This is a genomic window from Dietzia natronolimnaea (assembly GCF_002289575.1).
Taxonomy (GTDB): domain Bacteria; phylum Actinomycetota; class Actinomycetes; order Mycobacteriales; family Mycobacteriaceae; genus Dietzia; species Dietzia natronolimnaea_A.
In genome coordinates this window covers 21,396-37,541 of record NZ_NTGA01000026.1, presented here as the reverse complement: position 1 = coordinate 37,541, position 16,146 = coordinate 21,396, and the positions used below count along the sequence as shown (strand labels likewise).

At 70.0% G+C, this 16,146-nt stretch carries 14 protein-coding genes and 1 pseudogene; 10 read left to right on the top strand and 5 right to left on the bottom strand.

What is annotated here, in order from left to right:
- Window positions 1-110: 110 nt before the first annotated feature.
- Entirely contained in the window at window positions 111-1,079 is a 969-nt protein-coding gene (locus CEY15_RS14360) for a sigma-70 family RNA polymerase sigma factor (RefSeq protein WP_017837708.1), read from the top strand.
- Window positions 1,080-1,219: 140 nt separating this feature from the next.
- On the opposite strand, the gene CEY15_RS14355 is transcribed toward CEY15_RS14360, so the two are convergent.
- Entirely contained in the window at window positions 1,220-4,006 is a 2,787-nt protein-coding gene (locus CEY15_RS14355) for a GNAT family N-acetyltransferase (RefSeq protein WP_095719016.1), read from the bottom strand.
- 59 nt (window positions 4,007-4,065) lie between these two features.
- On the bottom strand, window positions 4,066-5,298 hold the full coding sequence (locus tag CEY15_RS14350; RefSeq protein WP_017837706.1) for an acetoin utilization protein AcuC: 1,233 nt from the start codon (window positions 5,296-5,298) through the stop codon (window positions 4,066-4,068).
- Between the two features lie 225 nt (window positions 5,299-5,523).
- Between CEY15_RS14350 and CEY15_RS14345 the strand changes: the two genes are divergently transcribed.
- Complete coding sequence (locus tag CEY15_RS14345; RefSeq protein WP_095719015.1) at window positions 5,524-6,213, top strand: metal-dependent transcriptional regulator; 690 nt, start codon at window positions 5,524-5,526, stop codon at window positions 6,211-6,213.
- Window positions 6,210-7,196, top strand: a complete 987-nt coding sequence (gene galE, locus CEY15_RS14340; protein WP_095719014.1) for a UDP-glucose 4-epimerase GalE — start codon at window positions 6,210-6,212, stop codon at window positions 7,194-7,196. The genes CEY15_RS14345 and galE overlap by 4 nt, the downstream gene beginning before the upstream one ends.
- A gap of 16 nt (window positions 7,197-7,212) precedes the next feature.
- On the opposite strand, the gene CEY15_RS14335 is transcribed toward galE, so the two are convergent.
- The gene (locus tag CEY15_RS14335; RefSeq protein ID WP_095719013.1) at window positions 7,213-8,280 is read right to left on the bottom strand and encodes a DUF4192 domain-containing protein; all 1,068 of its coding nucleotides are present in this window, start codon (window positions 8,278-8,280) and stop codon (window positions 7,213-7,215) included.
- A 265-nt stretch (window positions 8,281-8,545) separates the two neighbouring features.
- Here CEY15_RS14335 and CEY15_RS14330 point away from each other — a divergent pair, with 265 nt between their 5' ends.
- The 7 genes from CEY15_RS14330 (at window position 8,546) to CEY15_RS14300 (ending at window position 15,713) form a co-directional block, all read left to right on the top strand.
- Window positions 8,546-9,481, top strand: coding sequence for a PAC2 family protein (locus CEY15_RS14330; RefSeq protein ID WP_095719012.1), 936 nt, complete (start codon window positions 8,546-8,548; stop codon window positions 9,479-9,481).
- A 41-nt stretch (window positions 9,482-9,522) separates the two neighbouring features.
- Window positions 9,523-12,069 carry a DEAD/DEAH box helicase gene (locus tag CEY15_RS14325; RefSeq protein WP_095719011.1) on the top strand — a complete coding sequence of 849 codons (2,547 nt, stop codon included), beginning with the start codon at window positions 9,523-9,525 and terminating at the stop codon, window positions 12,067-12,069.
- An 84-nt stretch (window positions 12,070-12,153) separates the two neighbouring features.
- Window positions 12,154-12,612 carry a DUF3817 domain-containing protein gene (locus CEY15_RS14320; RefSeq protein WP_095719010.1) on the top strand — a complete coding sequence of 153 codons (459 nt, stop codon included), beginning with the start codon at window positions 12,154-12,156 and terminating at the stop codon, window positions 12,610-12,612.
- A complete protein-coding gene (locus CEY15_RS14315; protein ID WP_095719009.1) occupies window positions 12,609-13,235 on the top strand; it encodes a TetR/AcrR family transcriptional regulator in 627 nt (208 codons plus the stop codon). Before CEY15_RS14320 ends, CEY15_RS14315 begins: the two co-directional genes overlap by 4 nt.
- Before the next feature lie 60 nt (window positions 13,236-13,295).
- The gene (locus tag CEY15_RS14310; protein ID WP_095719008.1) at window positions 13,296-14,111 is read left to right on the top strand and encodes an NUDIX hydrolase; all 816 of its coding nucleotides are present in this window, start codon (window positions 13,296-13,298) and stop codon (window positions 14,109-14,111) included.
- A 63-nt stretch (window positions 14,112-14,174) separates the two neighbouring features.
- Complete coding sequence (locus tag CEY15_RS14305; protein ID WP_095719007.1) at window positions 14,175-15,113, top strand: TY-Chap domain-containing protein; 939 nt, start codon at window positions 14,175-14,177, stop codon at window positions 15,111-15,113.
- A gap of 57 nt (window positions 15,114-15,170) precedes the next feature.
- Window positions 15,171-15,713: a hypothetical protein gene (locus tag CEY15_RS14300; RefSeq protein WP_095719006.1), complete on the top strand. Its 543-nt coding sequence runs from the start codon at window positions 15,171-15,173 to the stop codon at window positions 15,711-15,713.
- 3 nt (window positions 15,714-15,716) lie between these two features.
- On the opposite strand, the gene CEY15_RS14295 is transcribed toward CEY15_RS14300, so the two are convergent.
- Both CEY15_RS14295 and CEY15_RS19075 read right to left on the bottom strand, forming a co-directional pair.
- Window positions 15,717-16,001, bottom strand: a complete 285-nt coding sequence (locus CEY15_RS14295; RefSeq protein ID WP_277815223.1) for a YchJ family protein — start codon at window positions 15,999-16,001, stop codon at window positions 15,717-15,719.
- A gap of 39 nt (window positions 16,002-16,040) precedes the next feature.
- Window positions 16,041-16,094, bottom strand: a pseudogene (locus CEY15_RS19075) (SEC-C metal-binding domain-containing protein); the annotation flags it as partial.
- Between the last annotated feature and the right edge of the window lie 52 nt (window positions 16,095-16,146).

The following is a 16,146-nucleotide window of genomic DNA, read 5'->3' as shown; positions in this document are numbered from 1 at the left end:
CGGCCCCGCCGTTGTAGCAGTACGTGACCGTGACCCGGACACGCGCCCGTTCCGTCCATCAGCAACCGACCGCCGGCTCTGATCTCCCCGGGCCGGCAGGAGGAGGAGACATGACGTCAGCCACCACCCGATCGGATCGTCGGACGGAGGCGGAGTCGGAAGGCCAGAGCCCCAGCGCGGACCTCGTCCGCGTCTACCTCAACGGGATCGGCAAGACCGCCCTCCTCAACGCAGAGGACGAGGTCGAACTCTCTAAGCGGATCGAGGCCGGTCTGTACGCCTCCCACCTCCTGGCCACCAAGAAGCGGATCGGTCCAACCAAGAAGGCGGACCTCAAGGTGATCGTCGCCGAGGGGGAGGCGGCCCGTGCACACCTGCTCGAGGCCAACCTCCGTCTGGTGGTCTCCCTGGCCAAGCGCTACACCGGTCGCGGTATGCCGCTGCTCGATCTGATCCAGGAGGGCAACCTCGGACTGATCCGCGCCATGGAGAAGTTCGACTACGCCAAGGGGTTCAAGTTCTCGACCTACGCCACGTGGTGGATTCGCCAGGCGATCACCCGGGGTATGGCCGACCAGTCCCGCACCATCAGGCTCCCCGTGCACCTGGTGGAGCAGGTCAACAAGCTCGCCCGCATCAAGCGGGAGCTGCACCAGCAACTCGGGCGCGAGGCCACCCTGGATGAGCTGGCCGAGGAGTCGGGGATCCCCGCGCACAAGATCGAGGAGCTGCTCGACCACTCCCGGGACCCGGTGAGCCTGGACATGCCGGTCGGTGCGGACGAGGAGGCGCCCCTGGGCGACTTCATCGAGGACGCCGAGGCCACCAGCGCCGAGAACACGGTCGTGACCAACGTGATGCACTCGGACGTCCGCGCGGTGCTGTCCACGCTCGAGGAGCGCGAGCAGCAGGTCATCACCCTGCGGTTCGGGCTCGACGACGGCCAACCGCGCACGCTCGACCAGATCGGCAAGCGTTTCGGTCTCTCGCGAGAGCGTGTCCGTCAGATCGAGCGCGAGGTCATGGCGAAGCTCCGGGAGGGGCGCCGCGCCGACAAGCTCCGCTCCTACGCGGTCTGAGGGACGGACGGGTCACACGGGGACACGACGCAGCCCCGGCCGCCGGAGCGGGTTCACCCCGCCGAGGGAGCCGGGGCTGCGTTGCGCATGGGCCCCGGCTGCCGTGTCCGGCTAGCGCGGTCGCCGGGGGCCCTCACCGGCTAGCGCAGTCGCCGGGGGCCCTCGTCCCCACTGGACCTCGGGGGCGGGCCCAGGTGCACCTGCGCGTACAACACCGCCACCCCGTCGGGGGCGGCGAGCGCGGGGTCGATGGACAGGCGTCGCAGTTCCGGGACGTCCTCCACCAGGCACGACACCCGGCCCATGAGTTCCACCAGTGCCTCCCGGTCAGCCGGTGTGTCCCCGGCGTACCCGTCGAGAATGGGCGCTGCCCGCGGGCGATCCAGGAGCGATCGGGCCTCGGAGGGGGAGACCGGTAGCGTGCTGAACGCGCGATCGGCGAGGAGGTCCGAGAGCATCCCGGACACCCCGAACGAGATGAGCGAGCCGAAGATGGGGTGGTCCGCCACGCGGATGGTCACGGCGACCCCCTTGGTGGCCATCTTCTGCACGTGCAGCGACGGCGAGCCGGTGGTCGTCTGGAGGTCGTCGAAGGCGTGACGGACCGCCGCCGCATCGGTCAGATCCAACCGGACGCCGGACTGGTCGCTGCGGGTCCGCCACTTCTCCCCCATGGCCTTGACGGCCACCGGGTACCCGAGTTCCTCGGCCGCCATGACCGCCTGCTCGACCCCGGCCACGACGAAGTAGTCCACGATCCCGACCCCGTAGCTCTCGAGCAGACTCCGGACCTGCCCCTGGGTGAGTTCGAACGAGGTGCGTCCGGCGTTCGAGTGGCAGAGGGAGTCCACGAGGTCCCGTGCGCGTGTGCGGTCGATGTCGTCGTACTCGGCGGGTTCCTCCGCGGGCTGGTCCAGCCACTCGGCGTAGCGGCGGGCTCGGACCAGGGCAGACACCGCACGCTCGGGGTACGGGTAGGAGGGGATGGAACCCCGCGAGGCGACGCCGGAGTCGTCGGTGACGGTGAGCCCCTCCGGCAACCCCTCCCCGGCCAGGAACGTACTCACGACCGGCTTGGAGCTGCCGGACGCCGCGGCGCGGATGGCCTCGGCGTACGCGTCGGGCTCGGTGGCCACCGGTGGCACGAACACCGTGAGGACCGAGTCCACCTCGTCCCGGGCGACCACGTCGGCTATCGCGGTGCGGAAGTCCTCGGGAAGAGCCCCGGCTCCCAGGTCCACCGAGTCCGCCACCGTGAATCCCTGCAACCGCGCGGAGTCCCCGCCGAGACGGCCGACGGCCGTCGAGTTCCCGACGATCGCCAGGCGTCCGCCCGCGGGCAGCGGTTGGTAGGCGAGCAACGTCGCGGTGTCGAACATGTCGGTGATGGAGTCCACCTGGATGAGGCCGGAGTCGCGGAACAGTCCACGGATGGCCGAGGCGGTCAGGCCCCGTACCCCGGATTCCAGGTCGTCGACGGCCCTCCGGACCACGACGACCGGCTTGTTGCGGGCCACCCGGCGCGCGATCCTGGAGAACTTGCGGGCGTTGCCGAAGCTCTCGAGGTAGAGCAGGACCACCTCGGTCCCGGTGTCGGTGTCCCAGTACTGGAGTAGATCGTTGCCGGAGACATCGGCCCGGTTACCCGCGGAGACGAAGGTCGACAGCCCCAGACCGCGGCGGGCGGCGGCGGCGAGGATGGTGATGCCGAGGGCACCGGACTGGCAGAAGAACCCGGCCCGTCCGGGTCCGGGGACCACCTCGGCGAGGGTGGCGTTGAGTTGGACGTCGGCGGAGGTGTTGATCACCCCGAGCGCATTGGGGCCCACCACCCGCATCCCGTGCGCCCGGGCCTCGCTCACCAGACGACGCTCGGGCACCACGCCGGCGCTGCCGACGTCGGAGAACCCGGCCGAGATCACCACGAGCGTCGACACGCCCTTGGACAGGCAGTCGTTGAGCACCTCGGACATGGACGCGGCCGGGACCGCCACGACGGCGAGGTCGACCGGGTCGGGGATGTCGCGGACGCTGGCATAGGCGCGGACGGACTGCACCGAGGTCGCATCGGAGTTGACCGGGTACACCGGACCGGAGAACCCGTTGCCGATGAGGTTGCGCAGGACGGTGTGGCCGATCTTGCCGATCTGGTCCGAGGCGCCGATGACGGCCACCGACGCGGGGGTGAGAACCCTCGCGACACTGCGCGCCTCGGCCGCCGTCTCGCGCGCGTTGCGGACGTTCGTCAGGGCCTCGGTGGGGTCGATCGCGAACTCGAGGTGCAGGGTGGATCCGTCGAAGGAGCGGGAGATCTCGTACCCCGCCCGACGGAACACCTGGATCATCGACCGGTTCTCGGACAGGACCTCCGCCTCGAAGTGGTCGATCCCGCACTCGGCGGCGGACCCCGCGAGGTGCTCCAGGAAGATCGATCCGAGCCCCCTGCCCTGGTGCTGGTCAGAGATGGTGAACGCCACCTCGGCGAAGGTCGAGTCGGGAAGGCGTTCGTAGATCGCCATCCCGATGATCTCCGCTCCCAGCTCCGCGACGAACGCCATGCGGTCGCGGTAGTCGACATGGGTCATCCGCTGCAGTTCCTTGGCCGACAGGACGTCATGGGAACCGAAGTAGCGCAGGTAGCGCGTCCGCTCGGAGAGACTCGAGTGGAAGCGCGCGATCTTCTCCGAGTCGTTGGGCAGGACCGGGCGGATCCGCACCGCCCGGCCGTCGGAGCCCAGGACGTCGGCCGCCCACTCGTGGGGGTACCCCTCCGGATACTCGTCCACCGTCGTGTCGGTGGAGGCGTGCTCCGGCGGAGTGACGACGGGCGCATCGCCCTCGGGGGTGCCGCCCTCGGGGGTGCCGCCCTCGGGGGTGGCGCCCTCGGGGGTGCCGACGTCGGTCGTTCCGTCACCGGGGTTGGCCATCGTGGTCCTCCAAGAGACTTCAGTGGTGGATGGTGGGCACCCGCGCGCGGGCGTGGCGGTCAGTCCCGGGGGTCGTCCGGGTCGAGCCCGAGAAGGGGGTAGACGGAACGGCGGGTGTCGAGGATCGACTGGTCGAGTCGGGCCAGCGTCCGGTCGACCTCTCCACCGCGATCGGCGCCGGCGGGCTCCCACGGCGTGTGCGCGGGGGCGGCGCCGTCACTCATCGTCCGCGGGACCCTGTCCGGAACGGTGTACCGCGCGGCCATGGCCGCCCATTCCTCCGGCACCCGGGTCCCCGGATCCACGGGGGCCCCGAGGATCGCGGCGATGAGATGGGTCCACGACCGCGGAACCACCCGGACCAGTTCGTACCCGCCTCCGCCGATCGCGATGATCCGCCCCTCGCAGAGCTCCTCCGCGAGCGCGATCACCTGGAGGTAGGACTCCCGGTGCCCGTCGACGGTGAGAGAGAGGTCGGCCAGCGGGTCCTCCCGGTGCGAGTCGCACCCGGCCTGCATGACGATGATCTGCGGCTCGAACGCACGCAGGGCCCCGGGGACGACGGCGTGGAAACCCCTCAGCCACAACCCGTCAGTGACCGCGGGCAGGAACGCGAGGTTCACCGCGGTGCCCTCCGCCCGCCCGACACCCGTCTCCGACGCCCACCCGGTCGACGGCCACAGCGTGGCGGGGTGCTGGTGCAGGGACACCGTCAGCACACGCGGATCCTCGTAGAAGGCCGCCTGGACACCGTCCCCGTGGTGGACGTCGACGTCGACGTAGGCGATGCGGTCGTACCCGTTGTCCAGCAACCAGCTGATGGCGACCGCGGCGTCGTTGTACACGCAGAACCCGGCCGCGGCGGCGGGCATGGCGTGGTGCATGCCGCCCGCCACGGACACCGCCCGGGTCGCCGCGCCGCTGGCGATCGCGCGCGCGGCCGCGAGGGTCCCACCCGCCACCGCGGCGCTCGCCTCGTGCATGGCCGGGAACGTCGGGTTGTCCGCCGTGCCGAGTCCGTGGCTCATCCCGTAGTGCTCACCGGGGGGCAGGTCGCCGGCCGCCTTGACCGCGCCGATGTAGCGCGAGGTGTGGACGCGCAGCAGCTCCTCATCACTCGCCGAACCGGGGTCGAGCATCTCCACGCCCTGCAGAACCCCCAGCTCAGTGGCGAGAGACATCGTCAGATCGAGTCGGCGGGGGCTCATGGGATGGTCGGCGGAATGCTTGTACTCCATCAGCGACGGACTCCACACCACCGCCGCGGCGACGCCGTCCCGGATACCGGCCATTGCCACCCGTCCTCCCCTCTCACCGGGACGCTCCCGGCCACCCACATCCGGTGGGATCACCGAGATGTACGCCCCACGAATCTACGCGGCGAGACCTGACTCGGCCCCCGATTGCCCGCTCCCCACCCCGGTTCGAGGACCGGCGGTAGTCTCGTCTGTGAACCCGGAGGGGATCGTCGACCACCGGGGCACCTACCTGCGACGATCCGACGTGGAGGATTCAGCGTGAAAGACCTGGTGGACACCACCGAGATGTACCTCCGCACGATCTACGAGCTCGAGGAGGAGGGTGTGATCCCGCTCCGTGCCCGCATCGCGGAGCGACTCGAGCAGAGCGGACCGACCGTGAGCCAGACGGTCGCGCGCATGGAACGCGACGGCCTGGTGCACGTGGCACCCGACCGGCATCTGCAACTCACCACCAGCGGCCGGGACCTGGCCGTGGACGTCATGCGCAAGCACCGTCTGGCCGAGCGGCTGCTCGTCGACGTGATCGGGCTGGAACTGGAGAAGGTCCACGCCGAGGCGTGCCGCTGGGAGCACGTGATGAGTGACGACGTGGAACGGCGTCTGATCGAGGTACTCGAGGATCCGAGGACGTCCCCGTACGGCAACCCGATCCCGGGACTCGACAAGATCGGCTACGCCTCCGCGATGGCCGACGAGACCGCGTTCACCCGTCTGTCCGCCCTGGACACGGACATCCCGCACAGCGTCCGGATCCAGGCGATCGGCGAGAACGTCCAGATCGACACCGACCTGATCTCCGAGCTCCGCGCGGCCGGGGTCGAGCCGCTGAAGACCGTGACCGCCACCCGGCGGGGCCACCTCGTCGAACTCGACTCCGGTGACGGTCATACGGTGGAGCTCGACGGCGATCACGCGCACGCGATCCAGGTCGAGATCCTCCCGTGAGACTGCTCGTCACAGGAGGAGCCGGGTACGTCGGCGGGGTCTGTGCGACGGTTCTCGTCGAGCGCGGACACGAGGTGGTGATCCTCGACGACCTCTCCACCGGCAACAGGGACGGCGTCCCCTCGGCGGCGACGTTCATCGAGGGGGACGTCGCCGACCTGGCGGGCGAGGTCCTGCGGTCGGGACCCGGCTTCGACGGCGTGGTGCACTTCGCCGCCCGCTCGCTCGTCGGGGAATCGGTGGAGAAGCCCGGGGAGTACTGGCAGGGCAACGTGGTGACCTCCCTCGCGCTCCTCGACGCGATGCGCGCTGCCGACGTGTCCAACCTCGTCTTCTCCTCCACCGCGGCGACCTATGGCGAGCCGGAGCAGATCCCGATCACCGAGGACATGCCCACCCGGCCGACCAACACCTACGGCGCCACCAAGTTGGCGATCGATCACGCCATCACCTCGTACGCCGCAGCCCACGGGCTCGCTGCCACCAGCCTGCGCTACTTCAACGTGGCCGGGGCCCACGGTCCGGTGGGCGAGAACCGTGTCGTGGAGACCCACCTCATCCCGTTGGTGCTGCAGGTGGCCCTCGGGCACCGATCCGACATCAAGGTCTTCGGAGACGACTGGCCCACGCCCGACGGGACCTGTGTCCGCGACTACATCCACGTCGCCGACCTCGCCGATGCCCACCTGTTGGCCCTGGAATCCAACCGGCCCGGCGTCCACCGGATTCTCAATCTCGGGAGTGGGGAGGGATTCTCCGTCCGGGAGGTGATCGACGTGTGCCGCGAGGTCACAGGGCACCCCATCCCGGACGTCGTCGCGCCACGCCGGGGGGGCGACCCGGCGGTACTCGTCGCCTCGAGTGAGAAGGCGATGACCGAATTGGGGTGGACTCCCACCCGGACCGATCTCCACACCATCGTCCGCGATGCATGGGCGTTCACCTCGGCTCTGGGAGACCGGGCGCACTCCGCGCTCCGGTAGACCGGGGCGGCAACCCTCAGGCCGCGGCCGCCCGGCGGAGCCGCTCCGGGGCGAGCCCCTGCTCCAGACCGTGGAGGAGCAGACGCGCCAGAGAATTCGCCGGATCCGCGGACACCGCGGCCTCGAGGGCGGCCCGGGCGTGGACCCCGCCACCGGCGAAGTACGCCGCGGCTCCCAGTAACAGCAGCGCTACCGAGCGCTCGCGGCCGGGCCTGCGGCGAGCGAGCGACCACCAGAGCAGACGACGACCGTCCTGATCGCACAGACCTCGCTGGGCCAGACGCCGGTAGACCTCGTCCCGCACCGCGATGTCCAGCAGGGCGCGTCCGATCCCCGCCAGGTCGTCGTCGTCGATCTCCTCCCCCACCTCCAGGCTCCGTACCGCGTCCTCGTGCGCCTCCACCGCGCGGTCGACCTCGCGGGAGCCACCGAGCCTGACCGGTCCGCTGCCGTGCGGGTCGTCGTCACACGCGTCGTCGTCACGCACCAGATACAGGTCCTCGATCTCGCCCCGTGACCCGGCCCGGATCCGACCGTCGAACGCATGGACCGCCGCGATCTCCGTCGAATCAGGGTCCACCTGCGTGCCCCGGACCATCCCGAACAGGTCGACCCACGGCGAGCCGTGCGCGAACTCGCCGACCCCGTACGCACCGACGACCCGCGTCCCGGACAGCCCCAGCCAGTACTCGAACGCCGCGGCGACGTCCTCCGCCCGGAGGCCGGCGGTCTCCCCGTCCGCACAGTTCTCGTGGACCACCACCAGATGAACGCCCGTCACTCCCTCTCGAGCGCAGAACCGTGCCAACCCGCGCGCCGGGCCGTCGTCGACCGTCATCGGTGGGAACTCGTCCCGCCCGGAGAGCACGTCTTGATCACCTCCGAGCAGTCCGTCGACATCCATCCTGACGACCGGACCGGCGCGGCCTCCGGCGGTGCGTCCACAGACGATCACCACCGATCCCGTGCCCGGCGGGAAGCCCAACATCGACGGGATGGACGCGATGAGCTCCTCGGGGGAGGTGATCACCACCGTCGGAGTGTCATCGATCCCGTCTCCACCGATCCGTCCGTTCCCCGTCATCGCCGTCCACCCGTCTCCTCGTCTCACGGCCGCTCCGCCGACCGGGCGAACCGTGGGTGCCGGTGCACCGGATCAACCTTCGGACACGGCGCCGACGGCGGGCGCCCGGAAACCGGCGCTGAACGGGCCGCTGGGGAGCCCGAGAAATGATGGGGAATCATCTGCGGCCCGCTGTCGTTGGCACAGAGGTGAAACCCCGTCCCGGTGGGACGATCCATTCGGACCGGTCCGGACGATTCGGGGTGTCGCGACGAGAGGAGTCGACATGGCCAGGCACAGCGATCTGTACCGACTGATCGAGCCCGTCCCCGATCTGCGGTCGGAGTCCGGACAGGGCCCGGTGCTGGTGCACGCGTTGGAGGGGTTCTCCGACGCAGGCCAGGCGATCCAGGGCGTCACCGAACACCTCAAGGGGAGCCTGGACTCCCAGCTGATCGTGGAGTTCGACGCGGACCAGCTGGTCGACTACCGCTCGCGTCGCCCGCAGGTGCGGTACTCGTTCGACCATTTCGCCGGGTACTCGGAACCGACCATCCAGATGCACGCCGTCAAGGACGCGGACGGGACGCCATTCCTCCTGCTCTCCGGTCTCGAGCCGGACCTGAAGTGGGACGGGTTCACCGAATCCGTGATCGACCTCGCCGGGTCGTTCGGGGCCCGGATGTCGATCGGCCTCGGCGCCATCCCCCTCGGGGTGCCGCACACCCGCCCCACCCAGTCCAGCGCGCACGCCAGTGACGTCGACCTCATCCGCGGGTTCACCGCCTGGCCCGGGGAGTTCTCCGTCCCGGGGAACGTGAGCGCCCTGCTGGAGCTCCGCATGGCAGAGCACGGGATCCCGTCGGCGGGCTTCACCGTCCACGTCCCCCAGTACCTGTCGCAGACCGCCTACCCCGCGGCGGTCCTCAACCTGGTCGGGAACATCGCGCAGATCTCCCAGCTCGAGCTGCCGTCCGGTGAGCTCGAGTCCGCGGCTGCGGACTTCACCGCACAGGTCACCGCCCAGATCGCCGACAGTCCGGAGATCCGGACCGCCGTGGAGCTGATGGAGAAGCAGTACGACGAGTTCATGGAGAGCCGCCACGGTTCCGACTCGCTCAACCCCGGCGGCACCCCCCTGCCGTCCGGCGACGAGATCGGCGCGGAGTTCGAGCGGTTCCTCGCGGAGCAGACCGGCGACGACGGGCCCGGCGCCCAGTAGCGCAGGCAGGCGGGAGCGGCCGGGCGGCTAGGCTCGGTCTGGTGCACCTGCCCGACCTCCTCGCCGACCTGGACGACGTCCCCTCCGATCTCCTGGAGGAGGCGGTGTTCGACGCCTTCGTGGCATGGGCCGACGCCCAGGGCCTGACGCTCTATCCGGCGCAGGAGGAGGCGGTGCTCGAGGTGTCGGCGGGGAGCCACGTCGTCCTGGCCACCCCGACGGGATCGGGCAAGTCCCTGGTCGCGCTGGGTGCGCACTTCTCCGCGATGGCCAGGGGCACGCGGAGCTACTACACCGCGCCGATCAAGGCTCTGGTCAGCGAGAAGTTCTTCTCCCTGTGCGCGGTGTTCGGCGCGGAGAACGTGGGGATGCTCACCGGCGACGCCGCCGTCAACGCCGATGCGCCGATCGTCTGCGCGACCGCGGAGATCGTGGCCAACATCGCGCTGAGGGAGGGCGCCGACGCCGACATCGGCCAGGTGGTGATGGACGAGTTCCACTACTATTCCGAGCCCGACCGGGGCTGGGCCTGGCAGGTGCCGCTGATCGAACTCCCCGACACGCAGTTCCTCCTCATGTCCGCGACCCTCGGGGACGTCGACTGGCTCATCGAGGACCTGCGCACCCGCACCGGACGGGAGTGCACGCTCGTCGGGGGGACCGAGCGGCCGGTCCCGCTGACGTTCGACTACGCGCTGCAGAGCGTCCACGAATCGGTCGAACTGCTGCTCCGCGACGGCAAGGCCCCCGTGTACATCGTCCACTTCACGCAGGCCTCCGCCCTGGAACAGGCGCAGGCGCTGACCTCGGTGGCCGTGTCCTCCAAGGAGCGCAAGGCCGCGATCGCCGAGCAGATCGGCGGATTCCGGTTCACGACCTCCTTCGGTCGGAACCTGCGCAAATTGCTCCTGCACGGGATCGGCGTGCACCACGCGGGCATGCTCCCGAAGTACCGCCGCCTCGTGGAACGGCTCGCCCAGGACGGGTTGCTCACCGTCATCTGTGGGACCGACACCCTCGGCGTCGGAATCAACGTCCCCATCCGGACCGTGCTGTTCACGGGCCTGACCAAGTTCGACGGCCGCCGACAGCGGGTCCTCAAGGCCAGGGAGTTCCACCAGATCGCCGGCCGCGCCGGCCGCGCGGGATTCGACACCGAGGGCCTGGTGGTGGTGCTGGCACCCGAGCACGAGGTGGAGAACGCCAAGGCGGCGGCCAAGACCGCCGCCAACCCCAAGAAGAAGAGCAAGGCGGCCAAGAAGAAGCCTCCGGAGGGATTCGTCAACTGGACCCGCGCCACGTTCGACAAGCTCGTCGGTGCCCAGCCCGAGCAGCTGACCAGTCGCTTCGAGGTCAACAACGCGATGCTGCTCAACGTGATCTCACGGCCCGGGAGCTGCTACACCCACATGCGGCATCTGCTGCTGTCCTCACACGAGACCAGGGCCCGCGTCCGGCACCACGTCCTGCGGTCCATCGAACTCTTCCGAGGGCTCGAGACGGCGGGCATCGTCGAGCGGATGACGGAGCCGGACGACGAGGGTCGGCACGTCCGACTGACAATGGATCTGCAACGGGACTTCGCCCTCAACCAGCCCCTCGCCCCGTTCGCGATCGCCGCGATGGAGGTCCTCGACCCCGACTCCCCCACCCCGGTCCTGGATCTGGTCTCGGTGATCGAGTCCGTCCTCGACGACCCGCGCCCGATCCTCTACGCACAGCAGCGGGCCGCCCGCGGCGAGGCGATCGGGGCGCTCAAGGCAGAGGGGGTGGAGTACTCGGAACGGATGGAGCTGGTCGAGGACATCTCGTGGCCCACACCCCTCGGCGACCTCATCGCGGACGCCTACGACGCCTACCGGGCCGGGCACCCGTGGGTGGCGGGGGTCGAGCCCTCCCCGAAGTCGGTCGTCCGCGAGATGGTCGAGCGGGGGATGACCTTCTCCGATCTGGTCTCCGCGTACGGACTCAGCCGGTCGGAGGGTTCCGTCCTGCGCTACCTCACCGACGCCTACCGTGCGCTGCGGCAGACCGTTCCGGCCGACCTGCGGACCGACGAGTTCGACGACCTGGTCGAATGGCTCGGGGAACTCGTCCGCCAGGTCGACTCGAGCCTGCTGGACGAGTGGGAACTGCTCACCGACCCCGAGGTCTCCCCGGACCAGGTGGCCGAGCTCGCCTTCGGACAGTCGAGCGGCACCACCCGGCCCGTCACCGCCAACTCGCGGGCGTTCCGGGTGATGGTCCGCAACGCGATGTTCCGCCGCGTGGAGCTCCTGTCGCGAGACGACATCGACACCTTGGTGCAACTCGACGCCGACGTCCCGCTCCATCCCGACTGGGACACCGAGATCGATGCGTACTGGGACGAGTACGACGCGATCGGAACCGGGCCCGCGGCGCGCGGACCCGCCCTCTTCTCCGTCACCGAGTCGGGCGACGGGGTGGAGCCGGGGACCTGGAGGGTCCGGCAGGTGCTCGACGATCCGGAGAACGACCACGGCTGGGCCGTCGAGGGTGTCGTGGACCTCGGCGCCAGCGACGAGGCGGGCGAGGTCCGGTTCGCGTCGCTGACCCTCGCGGGGTGACGCAGCGGGGAGGCTGAACCGGGCCGCGGTTCCGGTGTCCGTACGATGACCGACGAACACCGATCCGACCCCTGGAGGACATCTGTGACCCCCCGCATCCTGTACAAGAGGCTCGCGCTCGCGGAGGTGATCACGTGGACGCTGCTGATCCTGGGCATGGTCGGCAAGTACGGGTTCGGTCTCGACTGGGCCACCACGGTCGGTGGCAGCATCCACGGTTTCGTGTTCCTGTGCTACACCGTGGCGACGATCGCGGTCTGGACGGACAAGCGCTGGTCGGCGGGGACCGGCCTGATGGGCCTGGCGTCCGCGGTCATCCCCTACGCCACCGTGCCGTTCGAGAGGTCCGTCGAGCGCCGCGGGCTGCTCGAGGGACACTGGCGGCTCGGGCCCGGAGGCGAACAGTCGCGCACCCTCGCCGAGCGCACGCTGGCCTTCGCGCTCCGGTCCCCGGTCGTCGCACTGGTGGTGACCCTCATCATGGTGGCCGTGGTCTTCTCGCTCCTCCTGGTGGCGGGCAAGCCCACCGAGTGGTTCTCGTGACCCTGGCCCGTGAGCCGGGACGCCGGGAGCTGAACAAGGCGGACAAACAACGCCGGATACTGGCCGCCGCCCGCGACCTGTTCTTCCGCAACGGGTACTCGTCGGTCACCACCCAGGAGGTGGCCGATCAGGCGGAGGTCGGCACCGGGACACTGTTCAGGTACGCCCAGTCGAAGGGCGAGCTCCTGTGCATGGTGGCCAACGAGGAGTTCCGCGCCATGGTCGAGACCGTCCCGGATACCGGGGACCCCGTCGAGGATCTGGTCACACTGTGCGACCCCCTGTTCTCCGCCCTCGAGAACCAGCCGGAGAACATCGTCGCCTACCACCGCGAGACGGTCTTCGGGGAACCCGGCCCGCACCCGGCGGAGGCGCAGCGCATCCTCGGGGAACTCCGGGGCATCATCGGACTCGTGCTCGCCCGGCACTCCCCGCGGGCACCGGAGGCGGAGGACCTCGACGGTCCCGCCCAGACCGTCTTCGACGTCCTGTACATGAGCATCGTCCGTTCGGGGATCGACCGGTCGCCCGGTCGCGACCACCGAGCCGACCTCCGCGAGCACGTCGATCGTGTCCTGCACGGAGTGCTGGCACGTCGGGTGTCCTCCGACAGCACGTACTGACGGCGCCGTCCGGCCACCCCGACGAACCGTCCTCCACCGCGCCGGGTGAGACTTGTCCGCATGACCGAAGGCAACGACCCCACCGCCCGCCCGATCAAGGACGCGTCCACCGTGATGGTGATGCGGGACTCCGATCGCGGACCCGAGGTGTTCGTCGCACGCCGCGTCCGCGGGATGGCGTTCGCCGGCGGTATGACGGTGTTCCCGGGCGGGGGCGTGGACGCCTCGGACGACGATCCGGATGTCGCCTGGTCCGGCCCCGCGCCCGCGTGGTGGTCCGAGCGGTTCGGCTGCGACGTGCCTCGAGCGCGCCGGTTGGTGTGCGCGGCGGCGCGGGAGACGTTCGAGGAATGTGGCGTGCTCCTCGCCGACCACCTCGACGGGTCCCCGGTCGCGGACGCCGGCCGGTACCACTCGAGCCGCGAGGAGCTCGAGAGCCACCGACTGACCTTCAGCGCGTTCCTCGCCGACGAGGATCTCTCACTCGCGGCGGGCAGACTCCGCCCCTACGACCACTGGATCACGCCCTCGGTGGAATCGCGGAGGTACGACACGAGGTTCTTCCTCGCCGCGCTACCGGAGGGACAGGAACCGGATGACCTCACGACCGAGGTCGACCTGACCATGTGGGCCCGCCCCGTCGACCTCCTCGAGGACTTCCGTGCCGGCCGGTCCATGCTCCTCCCCCCGACGTGGACCCAACTCCGCGTCCTCGCCGGGTTCCCCGACGTCGCGGCAGCACTGGACTCCGAGCGCAGGATCGTTCCCGTCCAGCCGGAGGTCGTCGAGCACCGTGGCGGGGTGCGCGTGCGCTTCGACGGTTCGGACGAGTACTGGTCCGACTACCAGGCGGGCCGGCCGGAGGCGGGGAGCTGATCACTCCCACCGGACATCCCGAAGTACCGACGTGCTCGGCTGTGCGGTGGTTGACTGCCACTCATGCTGGATTTCGAGTTCGACGTGGACGCGTCGATCGCTGCCGGGTGGAACCGCTTCGCGACCCGCCTGGCCGGACTACTGCGTGACCTCGTCCCGGGAGCCACGTTCGACCTGGCCGTTCCCGTCCTCGGGTCGCCGTCCACCCGCACCCCGTACGTGCGTTTCACCGCCACCGGCGGCGGCAGCGTCCACGCGGAGGTCTCCGGCGGCGGGTCCGCGGATTCGCCGGAGCCGCTGGGGCCCGTCCGGCTCGAACAACTCATGGCCCTCGGTTGGGCGCTCCGGCGCCCGACCGACCAGGGTGCTCCGGGGGCGGACCTCACGTTCCCGGTGAACCGTGCACCCGAGGTGGCGCACCTGGTCGCCGGCACTATGGAGCGCGTCTTCGGGATCCCCCACCCGGTATTCCTCCATGACGTGTCCGATCCGGAGGACGCGACCGGGGCCGGTTCGGGTGAACCCGTGTCGGCGGACGCCGACTTCCGGTCGCAGCCCATCGCGACCCCGGACGAGGCGACCAGAGCACTACAGTCGGCTCTGTCGGAGGTCTACGAGCGTCGGGTCACACCCGACGAGCATGACGTGTTCACCGTTCCCGCCGGGTGTGTCCTGCTGTTCGTCCGTGCGCACCGCTCGCTCCCCCTCGTCGTGTTCCGGAGCCCACTCGTGTCCTCCGTGGAGGATCCCGCGGCCGCGGAGACCGAGGTCGCGATCCTCAACCGGGACTCGCTATGGTGCAGGTACGTGTTCGACGGCCAGACGATCTCCGCCGAGGCGGAGTTCGTCGACCGGGTGTTCGTCCCGGTCAACTTCAAGATCCAGTTGGCCGAGATCTCCGCCGAACTCGACGACGTCTACTCGGACCTCGCGCACCGGGTCGCGGGCCGACGATGGCGTGACCTGCGCGCCTCTGATGACCACCGTCCCGGTGAGCAGTAGGATCTGAGACCGTGCCGGGACGGGCCCGGTGTGAGAACTCGCCCCAGGAGCGCCTACATGCGTCGCGCCGTCCTCGCTGCAGTGATCGTGACCGCGGCCGTCTCCACGTCGGGTTGTTCACCGGCCTCCCTGTTCGGCGATGACGACTCCGCGGGCGTCCCCGTCCCGACCGCCCAGCAGTCCGGACCCCTGCCCTCGTCGCAGCAGTTCGACAGGCCGTTCCCCGTGGCCGGAGAATCGTGGGACGCCACCGTGACCCTGTCCGACCTCCGCATCGTGCCCTCGACCACGTACTCGGACGCGGTCGTGGTGGTGGACGTCCGCGCGGTGCAGGCGTCCGGTCAGCCGGAACTGGGCCCGGAGGACTTCTCGGCCTTCGACCCGTCGGGGCGACCGTTCGAGCGGATCGAGAACCCCGCGGGGACGGTCGAGGACCCACTCGTGCCCTCGGTTCTGAGCTTTCCCGGCGAGGAGATCCGGGGGATGGTCGCCTGGACGATGCCCAGAGGGAACCGTATCGGGCGCATCGACGTGACCGCCCCGAGGACGATCGGTTCGGTCACCGTGACCCGCCAGCCGGAAGACCCGACCGCCACCTAGGGCTCAGGACGATCCCGTGCCCTCGAGATACGTCCATCGACCACCTCTGCGCTCGAACGCCGATCGCTCGCGCATGACACCGGGGCCCTCGGGCCCGACATACCGGGCCTCGAACTCGACGGTCCCGGTCCGGTCGGCGGGGCCACCGGCAACCACATCGAGGATCGCGAGGCCGGTCCACTCGACGTCACCTGCCTCCACCCGGGCCGGCCGCGTCCGCGGGCTCCAGGTGCGCCAGAGGTGGTCCTCCCGACCCAGAACGAAGGCCGTGTACCGCGATCTCATCAGTTGCTCCGCGGTCTCGGCCGGGACACCATCCTCGACGAGCGGTCCGCAGCAGCGATCGAACGGGCGCCGGCTCCCGCAGGGACATGCGTTCACGTCGCCCTCCTCCGTCCACCCGCATCCGCGATCAGGCTACCCACACGACGAC

Bases quoted from the DNA above. Each gene is read 5' to 3' on its own strand.
- CEY15_RS14355 (WP_095719016.1), bottom strand. From the start codon at position 4,006: ATGGCCAACCCCGGTGACGGAACGACCGACGTCGGCACCCCCGAGGGC.
- CEY15_RS14305 (WP_095719007.1), top strand. From the start codon at position 14,175: ATGCTGGATTTCGAGTTCGACGTGGACGCGTCGATCGCTGCCGGGTGG.
- CEY15_RS14360 (WP_017837708.1), top strand. From the start codon at position 111: ATGACGTCAGCCACCACCCGATCGGATCGTCGGACGGAGGCGGAGTCG.
- CEY15_RS14310 (WP_095719008.1), top strand. From the start codon at position 13,296: ATGACCGAAGGCAACGACCCCACCGCCCGCCCGATCAAGGACGCGTCC.
- CEY15_RS14335 (WP_095719013.1), bottom strand. From the start codon at position 8,280: ATGACGGGGAACGGACGGATCGGTGGAGACGGGATCGATGACACTCCG.
- CEY15_RS14330 (WP_095719012.1), top strand. From the start codon at position 8,546: ATGGCCAGGCACAGCGATCTGTACCGACTGATCGAGCCCGTCCCCGAT.
- CEY15_RS14350 (WP_017837706.1), bottom strand. From the start codon at position 5,298: ATGGCCGGTATCCGGGACGGCGTCGCCGCGGCGGTGGTGTGGAGTCCG.
- CEY15_RS14300 (WP_095719006.1), top strand. From the start codon at position 15,171: ATGCGTCGCGCCGTCCTCGCTGCAGTGATCGTGACCGCGGCCGTCTCC.